This window comes from Acidovorax sp. BL-A-41-H1 (assembly GCF_051942715.1).
Genome location: NZ_JBPVJQ010000006.1, coordinates 607,551 through 624,066 on the forward strand (window position 1 = coordinate 607,551; position 16,516 = coordinate 624,066).

Annotated in this window: 13 protein-coding genes and 1 riboswitch; of the genes, 8 read left to right on the top strand and 5 right to left on the bottom strand. The window is 65.4% G+C overall.

The window, feature by feature from the left end:
* Positions 1–120: 120 nt before the first annotated feature.
* A complete protein-coding gene (locus ACTPOI_RS16025; protein ID WP_440110548.1) occupies positions 121–1,902 on the bottom strand; it encodes an IlvD/Edd family dehydratase in 1,782 nt (593 codons plus the stop codon).
* A 206-nt stretch (positions 1,903–2,108) separates the two neighbouring features.
* Positions 2,109–3,116: a TRAP transporter substrate-binding protein gene (locus ACTPOI_RS16030; RefSeq protein ID WP_440110549.1), complete on the bottom strand. Its 1,008-nt coding sequence runs from the start codon at positions 3,114–3,116 to the stop codon at positions 2,109–2,111.
* Positions 3,117–3,274: 158 nt separating this feature from the next.
* On the opposite strand from ACTPOI_RS16030, the gene ACTPOI_RS16035 reads away from it, so the two are divergent.
* From ACTPOI_RS16035 to ACTPOI_RS16045, 3 genes are all read left to right on the top strand, one after another.
* A complete protein-coding gene (locus ACTPOI_RS16035) occupies positions 3,275–4,243 on the top strand; it encodes a LysR family transcriptional regulator (protein WP_440110551.1) in 969 nt (322 codons plus the stop codon).
* Between the two features lie 140 nt (positions 4,244–4,383).
* On the top strand, positions 4,384–4,872 hold the full coding sequence (locus tag ACTPOI_RS16040; protein ID WP_440110553.1) for a hypothetical protein: 489 nt from the start codon (positions 4,384–4,386) through the stop codon (positions 4,870–4,872).
* A 120-nt stretch (positions 4,873–4,992) separates the two neighbouring features.
* Positions 4,993–5,192: riboswitch (FMN riboswitch) on the top strand.
* A gap of 126 nt (positions 5,193–5,318) precedes the next feature.
* Positions 5,319–5,870 carry a 6,7-dimethyl-8-ribityllumazine synthase gene (locus tag ACTPOI_RS16045; RefSeq protein ID WP_440110555.1) on the top strand — a complete coding sequence of 184 codons (552 nt, stop codon included), beginning with the start codon at positions 5,319–5,321 and terminating at the stop codon, positions 5,868–5,870.
* Between the two features lie 237 nt (positions 5,871–6,107).
* Here ACTPOI_RS16045 and ACTPOI_RS16050 read toward each other — a convergent pair whose 3' ends face one another.
* Together ACTPOI_RS16050 and ACTPOI_RS16055 are read right to left on the bottom strand one after the other, a co-directional pair.
* Positions 6,108–7,379: a CaiB/BaiF CoA transferase family protein gene (locus ACTPOI_RS16050; RefSeq protein ID WP_440110557.1), complete on the bottom strand. Its 1,272-nt coding sequence runs from the start codon at positions 7,377–7,379 to the stop codon at positions 6,108–6,110.
* Between the two features lie 108 nt (positions 7,380–7,487).
* Positions 7,488–8,684 carry an acyl-CoA dehydrogenase gene (locus ACTPOI_RS16055; protein WP_300460429.1) on the bottom strand — a complete coding sequence of 399 codons (1,197 nt, stop codon included), beginning with the start codon at positions 8,682–8,684 and terminating at the stop codon, positions 7,488–7,490.
* Between the two features lie 202 nt (positions 8,685–8,886).
* Between ACTPOI_RS16055 and ACTPOI_RS16060 the strand changes: the two genes are divergently transcribed.
* From ACTPOI_RS16060 to ACTPOI_RS16070, 3 genes are all read left to right on the top strand, one after another.
* On the top strand, positions 8,887–9,858 hold the full coding sequence (locus ACTPOI_RS16060; protein WP_440110559.1) for a LysR family transcriptional regulator: 972 nt from the start codon (positions 8,887–8,889) through the stop codon (positions 9,856–9,858).
* 293 nt (positions 9,859–10,151) lie between these two features.
* Positions 10,152–11,033 carry a DUF6279 family lipoprotein gene (locus ACTPOI_RS16065; RefSeq protein ID WP_440110561.1) on the top strand — a complete coding sequence of 294 codons (882 nt, stop codon included), beginning with the start codon at positions 10,152–10,154 and terminating at the stop codon, positions 11,031–11,033.
* Between the two features lie 180 nt (positions 11,034–11,213).
* Positions 11,214–11,552 carry a DUF1090 family protein gene (locus ACTPOI_RS16070; RefSeq protein ID WP_440110563.1) on the top strand — a complete coding sequence of 113 codons (339 nt, stop codon included), beginning with the start codon at positions 11,214–11,216 and terminating at the stop codon, positions 11,550–11,552.
* Positions 11,553–11,751: 199 nt separating this feature from the next.
* Here ACTPOI_RS16070 and ACTPOI_RS16075 read toward each other — a convergent pair whose 3' ends face one another.
* The gene (locus ACTPOI_RS16075) at positions 11,752–13,374 is read right to left on the bottom strand and encodes a methyl-accepting chemotaxis protein (protein ID WP_440110565.1); all 1,623 of its coding nucleotides are present in this window, start codon (positions 13,372–13,374) and stop codon (positions 11,752–11,754) included.
* Positions 13,375–14,089: 715 nt separating this feature from the next.
* On the opposite strand from ACTPOI_RS16075, the gene ACTPOI_RS16080 reads away from it, so the two are divergent.
* Positions 14,090–14,833, top strand: a complete 744-nt coding sequence (locus ACTPOI_RS16080; RefSeq protein WP_440110567.1) for a DUF3047 domain-containing protein — start codon at positions 14,090–14,092, stop codon at positions 14,831–14,833.
* 104 nt (positions 14,834–14,937) lie between these two features.
* Positions 14,938–16,452, top strand: a complete 1,515-nt coding sequence (locus tag ACTPOI_RS16085) for a phospholipase D family protein (protein WP_440110569.1) — start codon at positions 14,938–14,940, stop codon at positions 16,450–16,452.
* Positions 16,453–16,516 lie beyond the last annotated feature (64 nt).

Genomic DNA, 16,516 nt, shown 5'->3' on the forward strand with positions numbered 1-16,516 from the left:
GTCGGCCGTGATGAACCATTCACGCTGGGCGTGTCGGGGCGCTGCACAAGGCTTGGGCGGGCTCAGCCCGACGGGGAGTAGTTGTGCGGCGCACGTCCTGGTCTGCAATCCGCATCCCCATCAATGGTTGTGCCGCGGCGTCTTTTCAGCGATGCGGCGGAATTCCAGTGCAAAGTCCAGCGTTGCGCCATCGGCCAGCTGGCCGGTTTTTTCGCGGTACAGGGCTTCCCACGGCGACTGGCTGGCCGGCGTGGGCGGCGCGGGATGCTCGCGCTTTCGCCGCGCTATCTCTTCGTCTGACACGAGCGCATCGCAGCGCCCGGTATTGAGGTCGATGCGGATCGTGTCGCCGCTTTGCAGCCAGGAGAGGCCCCCGCCTACCGCGCTCTCAGGCGACGCGTTCAGGATGGACGGGCTGTCGGCCGTGCCCGACTGGCGCCCGTCGCCCAGCGTAGGGAGCGTGTGGATGCCGCGCCGGATCAGCGCGTCGGGCGGCTGCATGTTCACCACTTCGGCCGAGCCGGGCCAGCCGATGGGGCCGGCGCCGCGCATCACCAGGATGCAGCCCTCGTCGATGTTCAGCGCTGGCTCGTTGATGCGTGCGTGGTAGTCGTCGGCACCCTCGAAAACGACCGCGCGGGCTTCAAAGATGCCCTCGTGGCCCGGGCGGCTCAGGTAGCGCTGTCGGAACGCCTCGGAGATCACCGACGTCTTCATGATCCCGAAGTCGAACAGGTTGCCGCCGAGCACCAGGAACCCTGCCTTCTCCATCAGTGGCTCCGCAAAAGGCCGGAGCATCTCGCGGTCGCGCGATTCGCGGCCCTGCAGGTTCTCGCCCACGGTCTTGCCGGTCACGCTGGCGCACTCTTCGTGCAGGCGGCCGGCCTGTTGCAGCTCCCACATCAGCGCTGGCACGCCGCCGGCGCGAAAGAAACGCTCGCCCAGGTACTTGCCGGCCGGCTGCATGTTCAGCAACAGCGGCAGGTCGTAGGCGTGCCGCGTCCAGTCCTCGGGCCTCAGGTCTACCCCCGCATGGCGCGCCATGGCCATGATGTGCACCTGCGCGTTGCTGCTGCCGCCCGCCACGCTGACTAGCGACAGGGCGTTCAGGAAGCTCTCGCGCGTGAGGATGCGCGAGGGTCGCAGGTCTTCATACGCCATGTCCACGATGCGCCGCCCGGTTTCGTAGGCCATCTGTCCGCGTTCGCGGTAAGGCGCGGGTATGGCGGCGCACCCGGGCAATGACAGGCCCAGCGCCTCGGCCACTGCGTTCATGGTCGATGCCGTACCCATGGTGTTGCAGTGGCCTGCCGAAGGTGCACTGCTGCAGGCGCGCTGCAGAAACTCTTCTTCATCGATCTCACCCGCTGACAGCTGCCGGCGGCTGCGCCAGATCACGGTGCCCGATCCGGCCAGTTCGCCGTCGTGCCAGCCGTCCAGCATGGGCCCGCCCGAGAGCACGATGGCCGGGATGTCCACCGTGGATGCGGCCATCACGCCCGCCGGTGTGGTCTTGTCGCAGCCGGTGGTCAGCACCACCGCGTCGATGGGGTAGCCGTACAGGATCTCCACCAGGCCCAGATACGCCAGGTTGCGGTCCAGCGCAGCCGTGGGACGACGGCAGTTCTCGAAGATGGGATGGACCGGGAATTCCATCGGAATGCCGCCCGCATCGCGGATGCCTTCGCGCACCCGGCGCGCCAGGTCCACATGAATACGGTTGCACGGCGACAGGTCACTGCCCGTCTGCGCAATGCCGATGATGGGCCTGCCCGAGCGTAGCTCCCCGGGCGTGAGCCCGTAGTTCATGAACCGCTCCAGGTACAGCGCAGTCATGTCCGAGCGCTCGGGCGCGGCGAACCAGTCGCGGGATCGGAAAGGGCGGCGGGGAGTTTTTGTCATGGAAAGCGACGTTGCAGCAAAGCGGGGGCACAACGCTATGTAGCGAGTGCTTTTTTGGGATGGGGCTACTACGCCAATCGGGTCACGTTGAGCTGGGTGAAGCCGCGCGCAGCGCTTTGACCGGCTCGGCCGGAACGGGTGTTGTCGGGGCGTGGATTCAGAGATCCACGCCCCGACAGCATCACATCGCACACGTGGGCGAAGGACTACTTTCCGCCACGTGCCTTGGCCAGCTCGCTCATCAGCTCGCTCGTGGTGTCTTCGCCAAACTCCTTGGCGTACTTGGCCAGCACGGGCTGCAGCTTGGTGCGCAGCCTGGCCTGCTCGGCGGCGGGCAGCTCGGTGATCTGCATGCCGGCCTTCTTCAGCTCGCCCAGCGCCGTTTCACTGAAGGCGCGGATGGTCTTGCGCTCGAAGAGCGTGGCTTCGCGCGCGGCTTCCTGCACGATCTTGCGTTCGTCCGCCGAGAGGCTGTCCCAGGTCTTTTTGGACATCAGCAGCACCCAGGCGCTGTACATGTGGCGCGACAGCACCAGGTGCTTTTGCACTTCGTAGAACTTGCTGGCCAGAATGGTGGCGGGCGGGTTCTCCTGGCCGTCCACGGCCGACTGTTCCATGGCCGTGTACAGCTCGGTGAACGGCATGGGCGTGGCGTTGGCGCCCAGCGCGTTGAAGGTATCGAGGAACAGCGGGCTCTGGATGACGCGCAGCTTCAGGCCCGCCAGGTCGTCGGCCTTGTTGATGGGCCGGCGCGAGTTGGTTACATGGCGAAAGCCGTTCTCCCAGAATCCGAGGCCGATCAAGCCCTTGTCGGGCAAGCTGGCCAGCAGCTTCTGGCCAAACGGCCCGTCCAGCACGGCGTCCGCCTCCTGCTCGTTGTTGAAGGTCAGGGGCAGGTTGAGCACGCCAAAAGGCTTGATCAGCGACATCAGCGTGGACGAATCCGGAATCGTCATCTCCAGCGTGCCGCCCCGCAGGGCCGATGTCATGCTCACGTCGTTGCCCAGCGATCCGCTCGCAAACAGCCTGGCGTTCATCTTGCCGCCGCTTTTGGCCTGCAGCCGCTCGGCAAAGTGCCGCACGGCCTGGGCCTGTGGGTGGTCTTCGCTCAGGCCGATACCCACCTTGAAGGTGTGTTCCTTGATCTGCGCGGCAACGGGGGCGGCCAGGGCAGCAAGCACCGTGGCGGCCACGGCGAGGGTTTTGAAATGCATGTCTTTGTCTCCGTTGGAATGGCTGTGTCGTGCCGGAAGGGGCGGCGCACCGGCGTCGTGCAGGCCCTCTGCGAGGCCGTCCTGACGCAGACCACAGGTTAGGTAGCGACCTGGTCCTGGTCCACTGAATGTTTTGCTACGATCCATTCCAAACGCTTATGAGTCCAGACGAATTTCCGGGTAAACCCTTGTCGCTTGCACAGGCCTGTGCGCGGCTGCGGTTTCGCCATCTGCAGTTTCTGGACATCCTTGGGCGCACGCGCAACCTGCGCCTGACGGCCGAGCAGATGCACGTCACGCAGCCGGCGGCCACCAAGATCCTGATGGACATCGAAGCGATCCTGGAAGCGCGGCTTTTCGACCGCCTGTCGCGCGGCATGCGACCCAACGAACTGGGGCTTTTCACGCTGCGCTACGCCAGCGCGGCGCTCGACGGGCAGCGCAGGTTTGTGGACGAGTTCAACGCCCTCAAGCAGGGCGGCCACGGCCACCTCACCATCGGCGCCATCACCGGCTCGGCCGCCCACCTGCTGGTGGCGTCGGTGGTCGAGATCCAGCGGCTGCGCCCGCTCCTGGTGCTCAAGATCCTGGAGCAGAGCAGCGACCAGCTCATTGCCTGGCTGGCCGAGCGCAAGATCGACTTGATGATCGGCCGCTTCACCAGCGAGGCGCAGCGCAGCCAGTTCCATTACGAGCACTTGTCGGCGGAGCCGATGTCGGTGGTGGCGGGGCTGCACCATCCGCTGCGCGGCGCGGCAGACCTGTCGCTCACGGAGCTGGCCCATTGGCCGTGGATCCTGTACCCGCCCTCCACCGCAGTGCGCAAGGTGTCCGACGACCTCTTTGGCGGGGCCGGGCTCTCGCTGACCGCGGGCGTGGTGGAAACACCGTCGTTCCTGTTCGCGCTGGAGCTGATGAACACCACGCCCATGCTGTCGCTGCAGCCCGCGGCGCTGGTCGAGAAGTACGTGCACCGCGGACTTCTGGCGCGCATCCCGGTCGACTGGCCCGACCACATGCCGGGCTACGGTCTCATCACCCGTCTGAGCGAGCCGCCCACCCCGGCTGCGCAGGCCTTCATCGAGGTGCTGTGCGGCACGGCCGGGCGGGCCCCGGACGCCAGCTGATGTGCGTGGCACGGCTTGCAGACCGATAACTTCCGGTTATTGAATCTGCGCTTTTGTTGTATCCCAATGCCACCTCGCTTCGCAGGGGTGCCGGGTGGCTTATGCTCGGCGCCCTTTGACTTGAAAGCAGGCATCCTTCCATGAGCGACACCGACGACGACGGCGCGCCCGCCACCATCCAGGAACCCCGCCTGTGGAGCGACGGGCAGTGGACCGCGCGCGTCATCAAGAACGAGGACGACGACGGCTGGGCGGTATCGATGACCCTGCACGGCGAGGCCGAACCCGCGCTGGTGGGCCCCTGGACCATGGGGCGCGACAAGAAGAACCCCAAGCCGCTCGACGTATCGGCTTTCAACACGCTGGTGAAGACCGCCAGCGAGGTGGTAAGGCGCCATGAACAGCAGTTGCATGCGCAGCTGAACAAGAGCGTGGCGGTCACCGTACAGGGCAGGCGCCTGCGGGTGGCGCTGAGCATCGTGCCCGACGACGAGGGCGCCACGGCCACGCTGAGCGCCACCGACGACCTGGGCGAGGAGCTGGCCCGCGTGGCCGTGCCACCTACCTTCCGGCTGACCATGGCCAGCGCCACGGCCTGGGCCGAGGGCGACTTCGAGCGCCCGCGCTGAGGCCCTGCCGCCCTGCGCCGGCACGCCCGGCAATCGCGCTGGTGACTGCGCCGGTGCGGCGCGCCACCTAAAATTTGGGCGTCGACCGGGTTTGCGCAGCATCTGCGCCTGCCCGGCAGGCAGCGTTCTCAGGGCGGGGCGGAATTCCCCACCGGCGGTATCTGCAGGCGGCTGTGTTCACGGCGGCACTGCAGCAGCCCGCGAGCGCCCGGTGCCTTGCTGGCGCTGCCTTCGGGTGGCGGCTGGCCGGGGCGGCGGGGTCAGCAGACCTGGTGAGAGGCCAGGGCCGACGGTCACAGTCCGGATGAAAGAGATCGCGAAAGCTCCGGTGCCCTGGTGGGTGGCCGGCTGGCGGGCGCCTGTGCGCCTGCCGGCTGCGCCGTCGCCCGGCGGCAGCCGTGTTCGCGCGCGCCCTGATTCTGGCCCCACCTTGCTTTGAGGAACCCATGAATCAGTTCTCCCTCTCCCAACCCACACCCGTTGCCGCGCACCGTGGCGCCCGTGTGGCCATCATCAGTGCCAGCTGGCACCAGGACATCGTCCACCAGGCGCGCGATGCGGCGCTGGCCGAGTTCGAACGCAACGGCCTTCCACCCTCCCAGGTAGCGCTGTTCGACGTGCCCGGCGCGTTCGAGATACCGCTGCTGGCGCGCAAGCTGGCCCGCAGCGGGCGCTACGACGCCATCGTGGCCTGTGCGCTGGTGGTCAACGGCGGCATCTACCGCCACGAGTTCGTCACCTCGGCCGTCATTGACGGAATGATGCAGGTGCAGCTGGACACCGAAGTGCCGGTGATGTCGGCCGTGCTCACGCCGCGCGATTTCCACGACCATGAAGACCACCTGCAGTTCTTCCGCGGGCACTTCGTGAAAAAGGGCACTGAGGTGGCGCAGGCCTGCCTGCAGACCATGGCGTACCTGCGCAAGCTGGCCTCGCCAACGGTGGGCAAGGCTGCAGCGCAGGCAGAGCCCGCGGTGGTGGCGGCCGAAGTGGTGTAGCCACCATTCCTCTATTGCTATAAAAAATATAGCAATAGAGGCAATCAGAACGTGCGCTATAGCCCAATATGGCTTGAAAATGCTGATATTCGAGCCTGTGGGGCGCTCCTGACCAGCTCAGCCGGCGTGGCGGCCGTGCGCACCTTGTGCTTCGGCAGGTTTCCCCTGAACGGGCGTCGGCCGCACGGCCGCTTCCCTGCAGCCAGCGAGAGCGCCCTCCTGCGTCCCGCTTGCGCCCTACAACACCTTGTTGGCGCGCAATGCCGCAATGCGTGCGGTATCCAGCCCCATCTCCGCCAGCACCTCGTCGGTGTGCTGCCCCAGCGCGGGTGGTGCGTTGCGCAGCACGGGCGGCGTAGCCGACAGGCGCAGCGGGCTGGCCACGCCGGTGATGCGCGCCACGCCGTCGCCGCCATCGCCTTCTTTCCAGCGCGGCAGCGTCACCGCCAGGCCGCGGGCCTTGACCTGCTCATCGTCAAACGCCTGGGCAATGGTGTTGATGGGGCCGCAGGGCACGGCCTTGTCTTCCAGCAGCGCAATCCACGCTGCTGTGGTGCGCGTGCGGGTGACGGCCTCCATGGCGGGGATCAGGTCCGCGCGGTGCTGCACGCGCAGGGTGTTGGTGGCGTAGCGCGGGTCGTTGGCCCACTGGGGCTGCCCGGCCGCGGCGCAAAAGCGCTGGAACTGCCCGTCGTTGCCAATGGCCAGCAGCATGTTGCCGTCAGCGGTGGGGAAGTCCTGGTAGGGCGCCAGGCTGGGGTGGCTGTTGCCCATGCGGCCGGGCGCCTTGCCCGTGGCCAGAAAGCCCGCCGCCTGGTTGGCCAGCACGGCCATGCCCACGTCCAGCAGCGCCATGTCGATGTGCTGGCCCTGGCCGGTGCCGCTGGTGGCGTTGTCGCGCACGTGCAGCGCGGCCAGGATGGCGTTGCTGGCGTAGATGCCGGTGAAGAGGTCGATGACGGCCACGCCCACGCGCATGGGGCCGCCGCCGGGCTGGCCATCGGCCTGGCCGGTGATGCTCATCAGCCCGGTCATGGCCTGCACCATCAGGTCGTAGCCCGCGCGCTCGGCATAAGGGCCGTCTTGCCCGAAGCCGGTGACCGAACAGTAGATGAGGCGCGGGTTCAGCGCGCGCAGGCTTTCATGGTCCAGGCCGTATTGTTTGAGGCCCCCCACCTTGAAGTTCTCGACCACGATGTCGGCCTCTTGCGCCATCTGCCGGATCAGCGTCTGGCCTTCGGCTGTGGCCATGTCGATGGTCACCGAGCGCTTGTTGCGGTTGCAGGCCGTGAAGTACGCGGCCTGCGTGGTGTCGTTGCCGTCGGCGTCCTTCAAGAAGGGCGGGCCCCACTGGCGCGTGTCGTCGCCCAGGCCGGGGCGCTCCACCTTGACCACGTCGGCCCCCAGGTCGGCCAGCATTTGCGTGCACCAGGGGCCAGCCAGCACGCGCGAAAGGTCAAGCACCTTGATGCCAGCCAGGGCGCCTTGGTTCGTGGAAGGTTGCGTCATGGTTTTGTTTGCTATGAAAATAATAGCTGTCAGGGATTGATTTACCTGGGCTACAACGCAAAAACACCGCAAAAGCGGTGTTTTTGCCCGATGCAGGTGACCGAAAGGTCAGTTGGCAAATGCCGCGATGCCGGTCTGGGCGCGGCCCAGGATCAGCGCGTGCACATCGTGCGTGCCTTCATACGTGTTCACCACTTCCAGGTTCACCAGGTGGCGGGCCACGCCAAACTCGTCGCTGATGCCGTTGCCGCCCATCATGTCGCGGGCCATGCGGGCCACGTCCAGCGCCTTGCCGCAGCTGTTGCGCTTGATGATGGAGGTGCCTTCCAGGCTGGCGGTGCCGGCGTCCTTCATGCGGCCAAACTGCATGCAGGCCTGCAGGCCGATGGCGATCTCGGTCTGCATGTCGGCCAGCTTCTTCTGGATGAGCTGGTTGGCAGCCAGGGGGCGGCCAAACTGCTTGCGGTCCAGCGTGTACTGGCGGGCGGTGTGCCAGCAGAACTCGGCCGCGCCCAGTGCGCCCCAGGCGATGCCGTAGCGCGCGCTGTTCAGGCAGGTGAAGGGGCCCTTGAGGCCCTGCACTTCAGGAAACGCGTTTTCTTCGGGCACAAACACGTCGTCCATCACGATCTCGCCGGTGACCGATGCGCGCAGGCCCACCTTGCCATGGATGGCGGGGGCGGTCAGACCCTTCATGCCCTTTTCCAGCACAAAGCCGCGGATGGGGCCCACGGCGCCGCCTTCACTTACTTCCTTGGCCCAGACCACGAACACATCCGCCACCGGGCTGTTGGTGATCCACATCTTGCTGCCCTTGAGCTTGTAGCCGCCGGGCACCTTGTAGGCGCGGGTGGCCATGCTGCCGGGGTCCGAGCCGTGGTCGGGTTCGGTCAGGCCAAAGCAGCCGATCCATTCGCCGGTGGCCAGCTTAGGCAGGTACTTCTGGCGCTGGGCTTCGCTGCCAAACTCATAAATGGGCACCATCACCAGCGAGCTTTGCACGCTGGCCATCGAGCGGTAGCCCGAATCCACGCGCTCCACTTCGCGGGCGATCAGGCCGTAGGCCACGTACGAGAGGCCGGGGCCGCCGTACTGCTCGGGGATGGTGGGGCCGAGCAGGCCTACTTCGCCCATCTCGCGGAAGATGCTCACGTCCATTTTTTCGTGGCGGAAGGCTTCGAGCACGCGGGGGGCCAGCTTGTCCTGGCAGTAGGCTGCGGCGGCATCGCGGATGGCGCGCTCGTCGTCGGTCAGTTGCTGGCTGATGAGGAACGGGTCATCCCATTGAAAAGCGGCGTGGGCCATGTGCGTGTCTCCAGATCGGTACAGGGAAAGAATTCGGGTGGTGGCAGGTCTTGATTGAACCTGCTTGAGACGCATCGTAGGCGCGGTGCACAGCTCCAGCAAGCGACTTCTTTTCATCCAGAAATGCGTTTCTGGAATATATGGAATACTGAGCGCATACCGGTTTGCCTTTGCAGTGGCCGGTATCAAGTTCATATCCGTCATGCGTCGCAACATCCCGTCCATCCAGTCACTGGCGTGCTTTGAAGTCGCTGCCCGGCACGAAAGCTATACCCGCGCCGCGCAGGAACTCTCGCTCACGCAAAGCGCCGTCTCGCGCCAGATCCAGGCGCTGGAAGAGTTTCTGGGCGTGCAGCTGTTTCGCCGTACACGCCACGGCGTGGTGCTGACGCCGGCGGGCGCGCACTACGGCCGCCAGGTGGCGCGCTGGCTGCAGGGGCTGGAGCGCGACACGCTTGACGTGATGGCCCACCAGGGCGAGGGCGGCACCATCGCGCTGGCGGCAGTGCCCACCTTTGCCACGCGCTGGCTCATCCCGCGCCTGCCGCAGCTGGCACAGGAGCACCCCGACATCGTGGTGCACATCGACACGCAGACCCGGCCCTTTCTGTTTGCCGACACCACGTTTGACGCCGCCCTGTACGCCGGCACGGCCGAGCAGGTGGCCAACTGGCCGGGCGTGCAGGCGCAGTTGCTCATGCACGAAGACGTGGTGCCCGTGTGCAGCCCGCGCCTGCTCGAATCTGCCGCGCCCCGGGGCCGGGGCCGCGCCCACCAGCCACTGCCGGCGCAAGCGCTGTCGGCCCTGCCCCTGCTGCAGCAAAGCACGCGCCCTTACGGCTGGCGGCAGTGGTTTGATGCGATGGGGGTGGAGGCACCCCATGCGCTCGATGGCCCGCGCTACGAGCTTTTCTCGATGCTAGCCGTGGCCGCGACCCACGGCATGGGCGTGGCGCTCATCCCGCCGTTGCTGATCGAGGCCGAGCTGGCCAGCGGCGAGCTGGTGGTGGCCTGCGCCCGCGCGCTGCGCGGCGAGCGCGCCTACTACCTCATCAGTCCCGCACAGAACCCGCCGCCGGTGCTGGCCACGTTTTCGCAGTGGCTGCAGCGCATGGCCGGTGCGCCGCCCCGCACTGCCACGCACACGGGCGCGGCGCTGTCCGACACGGATTGAGCGCGCTGTGTGGGGCGGTGCAGGGCGCGCATGGCCCACCATCGAGGCGGGTGTTGCACCTGCGGTGGGTAACCCCTGCATCACTCCCTGTGGTGTGCCGACACGGCCGCCGGCCTTCGACCGCGTTGCTTTTCGTGGCAATAGCGCGGAGATTGGCTGCAAAAGACGCCATTTAGCCCGTCCCGGTGCGTGCCAGCATTCTCGCGAGGGTTATGCCGAGGGTCCCAGGCATCGCAGCCGCATTGCCCCTATCCTGCCGGACCTGGCACAGCTGTTCTCGTCAAGGAGCCTTCGTGCACATACTGTTGCTTCCTTCATCCAAAGCCTTGCGGGTGGCCGCTCTGGTGGCCAGCGCCGTGCTGCTGCAGGCCTGCAGCACCGTGAAGCTGGCCTACAACCAGGCGCCGCAGCTGGCGTACTGGCAGATCAATAGCTACCTGGGCCTGTCTGATGCGCAGGCCGAGCGGGTGCGCAGCGAACTCGGCGACCTGCACCAGTGGCACCGCGACACCATGCTCCCTCGCCACGCCGAGCTGCTGCAAAAGGTGCAGCAGCAGCTGCCGTCCGACATCACTGGGGACCAGGCTTGCCGCACCTACGCCGACGTGCGGGCCCAGATCGACCGGGTGATCGACGAGCTGCAGCCCAAACTGGCAGTGGTGGCCGCGCAGCTGACCGATGCCCAGATCCGTAACCTGGAAAAAAAGCAGGCCGACAGCAACGCCGACTGGAGGAAGGAATGGGTGAGCGTGACGCCCGAAAAGCTGGCCGAGCGACGCTACAAGCAACTGCTCTCCCGCGCCGAAGGCTTCTACGGCCCGCTGGAGGCGCCGCAAAAGCAGGCCTTGCGGCAATTTGTGGCGCAGTCCAGCTTTGATGCGCAGCGCACGTATGTCGAACGCCTGCGCCGGCAAAAAGACTTGGTGCAGGTACTGCGCGAGGTCTCTGCGCAGCCTGCCAACGCCGAGCGTAACAGTGAGCTGCTGCGCGGCTACCTGGAGCGATTCAACGCCTCACCCGACGCCGACTACCAGCGCTACGCGCGCAAGTTGGTAGACGAAGGCTGCGCCGGTTTCGCCCGCGTGCACAACGTGATGACCGCCGCGCAGCGTGCGAAAGCCGTGCAATCGGTGGCCGGGTACGCGCAGGACTTCTGGGTGCTCGCCGGGCGCTGAGTGCGCATCGTGAGGCCCGGCTGAGCGGGCTGGGAGGCAACCCGGCGCCACCGTTGCGCACCACTCCCGCATCTGCCAGCGGCGCAGACGCCCCCTGTCCAACACGGGTCATCTGGCTTTCAGCGGCAGCGGATGCAGACAATGCTGTCATGCTCAGGCTCCGCTTGTTCCACTACCGTCATGCCTATCCGCAGCTGCATTCTCGCCCTCTTGATGTTCCTCTCGGGCTTTGCCATGGCGCAACCCGCCGTCAAGGCTGCAGACACCGCGGCGTGCGCTGCTGAAAAGGCCGATCTGGAAAAGCGCATTGCAGAGGCCCAGTCCAAAGGGCGCATGCTGCAGCGACGCGAACTGGCTGCGCAGCTTGCCGTGCTCCAGGCGGGTTGCAAGCCGCTCGACGGAGACCAGAGCCGTGCAGCACGCATCGCCAGCCTCGAAAAAGAGATCGGTGCCCTGCGCGCCGATTTGGCCGAGGCGGAACGGCAGCTGCGCATCCTGAAAGATACCCCCAGCCGCTGAGCTTCCCGGTGTTTTGGCGAGCAGGGGCCACGGCCCCATGCCGCTCCGATTCCCCTGTCACGCAGCCTGAGGATCACGACGAGCGCATAGCCCCTGGCCTGCACTGGTTCGTCAGCACCCGGGGAGTGATGCCAGAGTTTGCAGCCATCCGCGTATCTGTGGTGAAACCCCGTCAACGAGCCTTTTATCGGCGGACGTGTCAGGGCGTTGCGAGCAACAAGCGGCTTCCGCGGTGCGGCGCTGCGGCTTGCAGTGCCCCTGTGGTGATCGCGGCGTGCGTGTCTTCCGGGTCGAGCTTGAACACTGCGACCGACTCCACCAGAGCGCGCGCCTGCTGGCTCAGGCTGCTGGCTGCGGCGGCCATTTCTTCCACCAGCGCGGCGTTTTGCTGGGTGACCTGATCCATCTGGGTCACGGCTTCGCCAATTTGCGACACGCCGGTGCTTTGCTCGCTGCTGGCCGAGCTGATCTCACCCATGATGTCCGTCACGCGGCGAATGGACTTGACCACATCGGTCATGGTGGTCCCGGCCTTGTCCACCAGCTGGCTGCCCTGTTCGACCCGGGCCACGCTGGCCAGGATGAGGCTCCGGATCTCCTTGGCGGCCTCGGCGCTGCGCCCGGCCAGGCTGCGTACCTCACTCGCCACCACCGCGAAGCCGCGGCCTTGCTCGCCGGCCCGCGCGGCCTCCACAGCCGCGTTGAGCGCCAGGATGTTGGTCTGAAAGGCAATGCCATCGATCACCCCAATGATGTCGGCAATCTTTTTGCTGCTTTCGTTGATGCCCTTCATGGTCTGCACGACCTCTGCCACCACATTGCCGCCCTGGACGGCCACGTTGGATGCGCTGACGGCGAGCTGGTTGGCCTGGCGGGCATTGTCGGCATTGAGCTTCACGGTGGAGCTGAGCTCTTCCATGGAGGCTGCCGTTTCCTCCAGGGCGCTGGCCTGGTGTTCCGTGCGCATCGACAGGTCATTGTTGCCACTTGCGATTTCTGTGCTGGCGGCGGCCACGCCTTCGGAGTGGCTGCGCACTCCGGCGACCACATTGGAGAGGCTGCCCCGCATCACCTTGAGCCCGCCCATGAGGTGCGCGATCTCGTCTTTGCCCACGGGCTGGATGCTGATGGAGAGGTCTCCTTTGGCGATGGCATTGGTTGTATCCACTGCCTGGGCCAGGGATCGTGATATCTGGCGTGTCATGCTGCCCCCCACCAGGATCGCCAGCAGCAGTCCTGCCACGATGGCCGCGATGGTGAGCGCAAGAATGCTTTTGTAGCGGGCTTCTGCGCTGGTGTATTCGGCTTGCGCGGTGTCGAGCTGGACCTGGATCAATCGCGCAAGTACATCCTGCAGCGGGTCCATTGCCACATACAGTTCTTTCGCGGCATAGCTGGTCAGGCCCGGCATGTCTGCGGCACGCACCAGTTTCTCCAGGGCTTCATTGGCAGCGTCGGCCTTCGTCTTCAGTGGCTTGAACTCCGCGACCAGTTTCTCTTCTTCGGGCACCAGGGTTGTGGAAAGGTAGTCCTGCCAGTTCTGTTCGATCAGCTTGCGTGCATCGGCAATCGACCGGAGCCCTTGCTCGGGCGTCATGCCCCCGTCACGAACCTTGTGCGCGGCGTCAACCACGTTGACCGCATACATGTCGGAAACGATCTTGAGTTGCTTGAGCGGCACGACCCGGTCGTAGTACACGGACCGGAGCCCGTTGTTGGATTGCTGAAGCCCAAACAGGCCCAGCCCTCCCACCAGCAGAACCAGTGTGCAAAGGGCCGCCAGAAGGCCCAGGAGGCGCATGGAGATTTTGAAGTTTGTCAAAGGGAACCTCCGTCAAAGATGCCCACGGGTAACGATCCTGCGGGTAGATGCTCAAAATGTAATATAAATGGCAAAGATTTGGTGTAAATGACGCAAAGCATTTGATGCTAATGACATAAATAATATTCTGTGTGAGCGGTTGGAAGCATCAGTAGGCTCGCCGCTGTAGAGGGCAAAGGGTGGGGCGCCCCGCGGCTGAGCGAGACCATGCAGGCCCGATCGGCGTGCGACGCTGCTGATTGCCTTGTGGCAAAGCGGCAAAGCGGCAAAGCGGGAAAGCGGCAAAGCGGCGCCGTGATGCACCCATCGGACCCAAGCAGCCCTCACACCATCGACGAGTTCCTGCAGTGATTGGCGAGCCAAAAAACCAGCTGCTGCATGAGCCGGTGCGGTGATTGGCGGGACGTCGCGACAATGGAAACACCGCTCCCTGAACAGGTCAGAGCGGACGTGTGCGCCCATATCAAGTGGTTCTGGACCCGTTACGGATACTCGCGAACCCAACGGTCTCAGCCCCTTTACTTCGAGGAAACAGCGCCGAAAGCACACTGAAAGAACGTCTTGGTAACCGTTCAGGAAACCCGAGCGGAGGGGCAGGACGGGTCTCTTTCAAAACGTGCCTGGAAAGGTATAGTGGGCAACGCATTGCGCCACGGTGGTTGCTGTACTTCGGTTTCGCCACGACAGGGCTGGACACCATCAAAAGGGAGCACAAGTGGGCATTCAGTGCAGCAAACAGTGGGTCTTGGCAGGTCTTCTGGGTCTTTTGGTGCTGGGCGCCTTCCCTTCGGCGGCCTGGGCCGATGACTGTGTCGCGCTGGCGTTGCCTTTTGATGCTGCATCGAGCCCCTGGGGGCGTGCATCTTTTTCCAAACTCAAGAAAGACACCCAGTACACGTTGATCGCGCAAGACGGTCGGCAGGTGCTACGTGCGCATGCGGAGGGCTCGGCATCGATGTTCGGCACCACGTTGAAGTCACCGCGCCGAGCCCATGGCTGGCTGAGCTGGGCCTGGAAGACCGACGCCCTGGTGCCCCGGGCCGACAACACCGATCGCCATCGCGAAGATGCACCACTTCGGGTGGTGGTCGCGTTCGACGGGGACGCCTCCCAGCTGCCTTTTGGCGAACGCGCCCAACGCAGGCTGGCCCAAACGATCTCCGGTCGGGCACCTCCTTTTGCCGCCCTCATGTACATCTGGGGGAGCCGCGAGGCGCCCGGCACCATCATCCCCTCGGCACACACCAGCCAGATCAAGATGCTGGTCGTGCAGTCAGGTACCGAGGGCCTTGGCCAGTGGCATCAGGTGAGCCGTAATCTTCGCGAGGACTATGTCCGCGCTTTTGGCACATCACCAGGCCCGGTGCTGGGCATTGCAGCCATGACCGATACGGACAACACGGGCGAGAAAGCAGACGGGCTGTACGCCGATTTCTCACTGGATTGCGCACACCCATGAAACGCGGCACCCCAGGCCATCCTCCGATTGGCATGGTTGTCCATCGCGCTGCTGAACCTTTGCGTGGCGCATGGAGGCTTCTGGCCCTGACTTTGGCAGCTTGCATGGTGTTGCCCGGCTGCGGCCACGGCCTCCCGACGCTGTCCGACCGGCAGGCCTCGTCGCACATCGTTGCTGGCTCTGACAGCCCCCTGGGGCGGGCGTACAGCCCGCCCTCTGGCAACAGCGGCCTCACTGGCGTGGCCTTGCTGAGCGATCCGACACAGGCGCTGGCGAGCCGTGTGTTGCTGGCACGCGCTGCCCAGCAGGGGCTGGATGTACAGGTCTATATCTGGGAGCCCGACGTCTCGGGCCATGTCCTTTTGCATGAGCTGCGGCGCGCCGCGCAGCGCGGCGTACGGGTGCGCCTGCTGATCGATGACAACGGCAGCGCCGGAATGGACATCTGGCTGCAGGCGCTGGCGGCCCAGCCGGGGGTCGAGGTCCGGTTGTTCAACCCCTTCAGGCAGCGCACCTTCAAGGCCATGGGGTACCTGACCGATTTCAACCGGTTGAACCACCGCATGCACAACAAGTCGTTCACGGCCGACAGCCAGGCGACCATCGTTGGCGGGCGCAACGTGGGTGACGTCTACTACGGCGTGAATGCCAACGTGCTCTTCTCGGACCTCGACCTCCTGGCGATTGGTCCGGCGGCGCAAACCACCGCTGTCCAGTTTGACGGGTACTGGAACAGCCCGCTGGCGTATCCGCTGCAAGCCCTGGTGTCTGCGGTTGATCCTGCCGAACTGGCCCGCCTCCAGCAACAAATGGCCGATTTGAGCCACATGCCAGAGGCGGCGCTGCTGCTGGCCCGTCTGCAAAAGACACCCTGGCTGACAGCCCCCGTGTCGGCGTACCCGCTTTTGCAGTGGGCGCCAGTGCAAGTCCTGTCCGACCCGCCCCACAAGGCCAGCGGGGCTGCGCCTTTGGCGGGCGCCGACCGGCGCGTGTTCCAGTCCCTCAGCGCCTGGCTGGGTGCCGCCGAGAAAACGCTGGACCTGGTGTCGCCCTACTTTGTGCCCGGGGATATCAGCGTGGAGCAGCTTTCTGCGCTGGTGCAAAAGGGGGTGTCTGTGCGCGTGATTACCAATTCGCTGGCGGCCACGGACGTGCTGGCCGTTCACGCGGGTTATGCACGGCACCGCAAGGCCCTGCTTGCAGCGGGCGTGCAGATTTTCGAACTCAAACCCGATGCCGAAACGCGCCGCCCCAAGTTGCCCACCGGCGTGCGGCTGGGGGCGTCGTCCACCGCCAGCTTGCACGGCAAGACTTTCGTGGTGGACAAGCGGCAGCTGTTTGTGGGCTCGTTCAACCTTGATCCTCGCTCGACCTATCTGAACACCGAAATGGGTCTGATCGTGGACAACGAAGCCATGGCCCGATCGCTCGCTGAAGGCATTGACCGGGAACTGCCGGACACCAGCTACAGGGTAACGCTGGCATCCGATGGCTCATTGCAATGGACCGAACGCGATGCCTCGGGCGAGCGGGTGTATGCCAGCGAACCCAAAACCGGCCTGTTGCGCCGCGTGGGCGCGCGGGTTCTCTCGTGGCTGCCTATTGAAGGCATGCTTTAGGGCCTGAACAGACCCCAGCCCCGCCCCTAAGACTGGATCTTGGTGCGTACTGGCATCTCTCTGT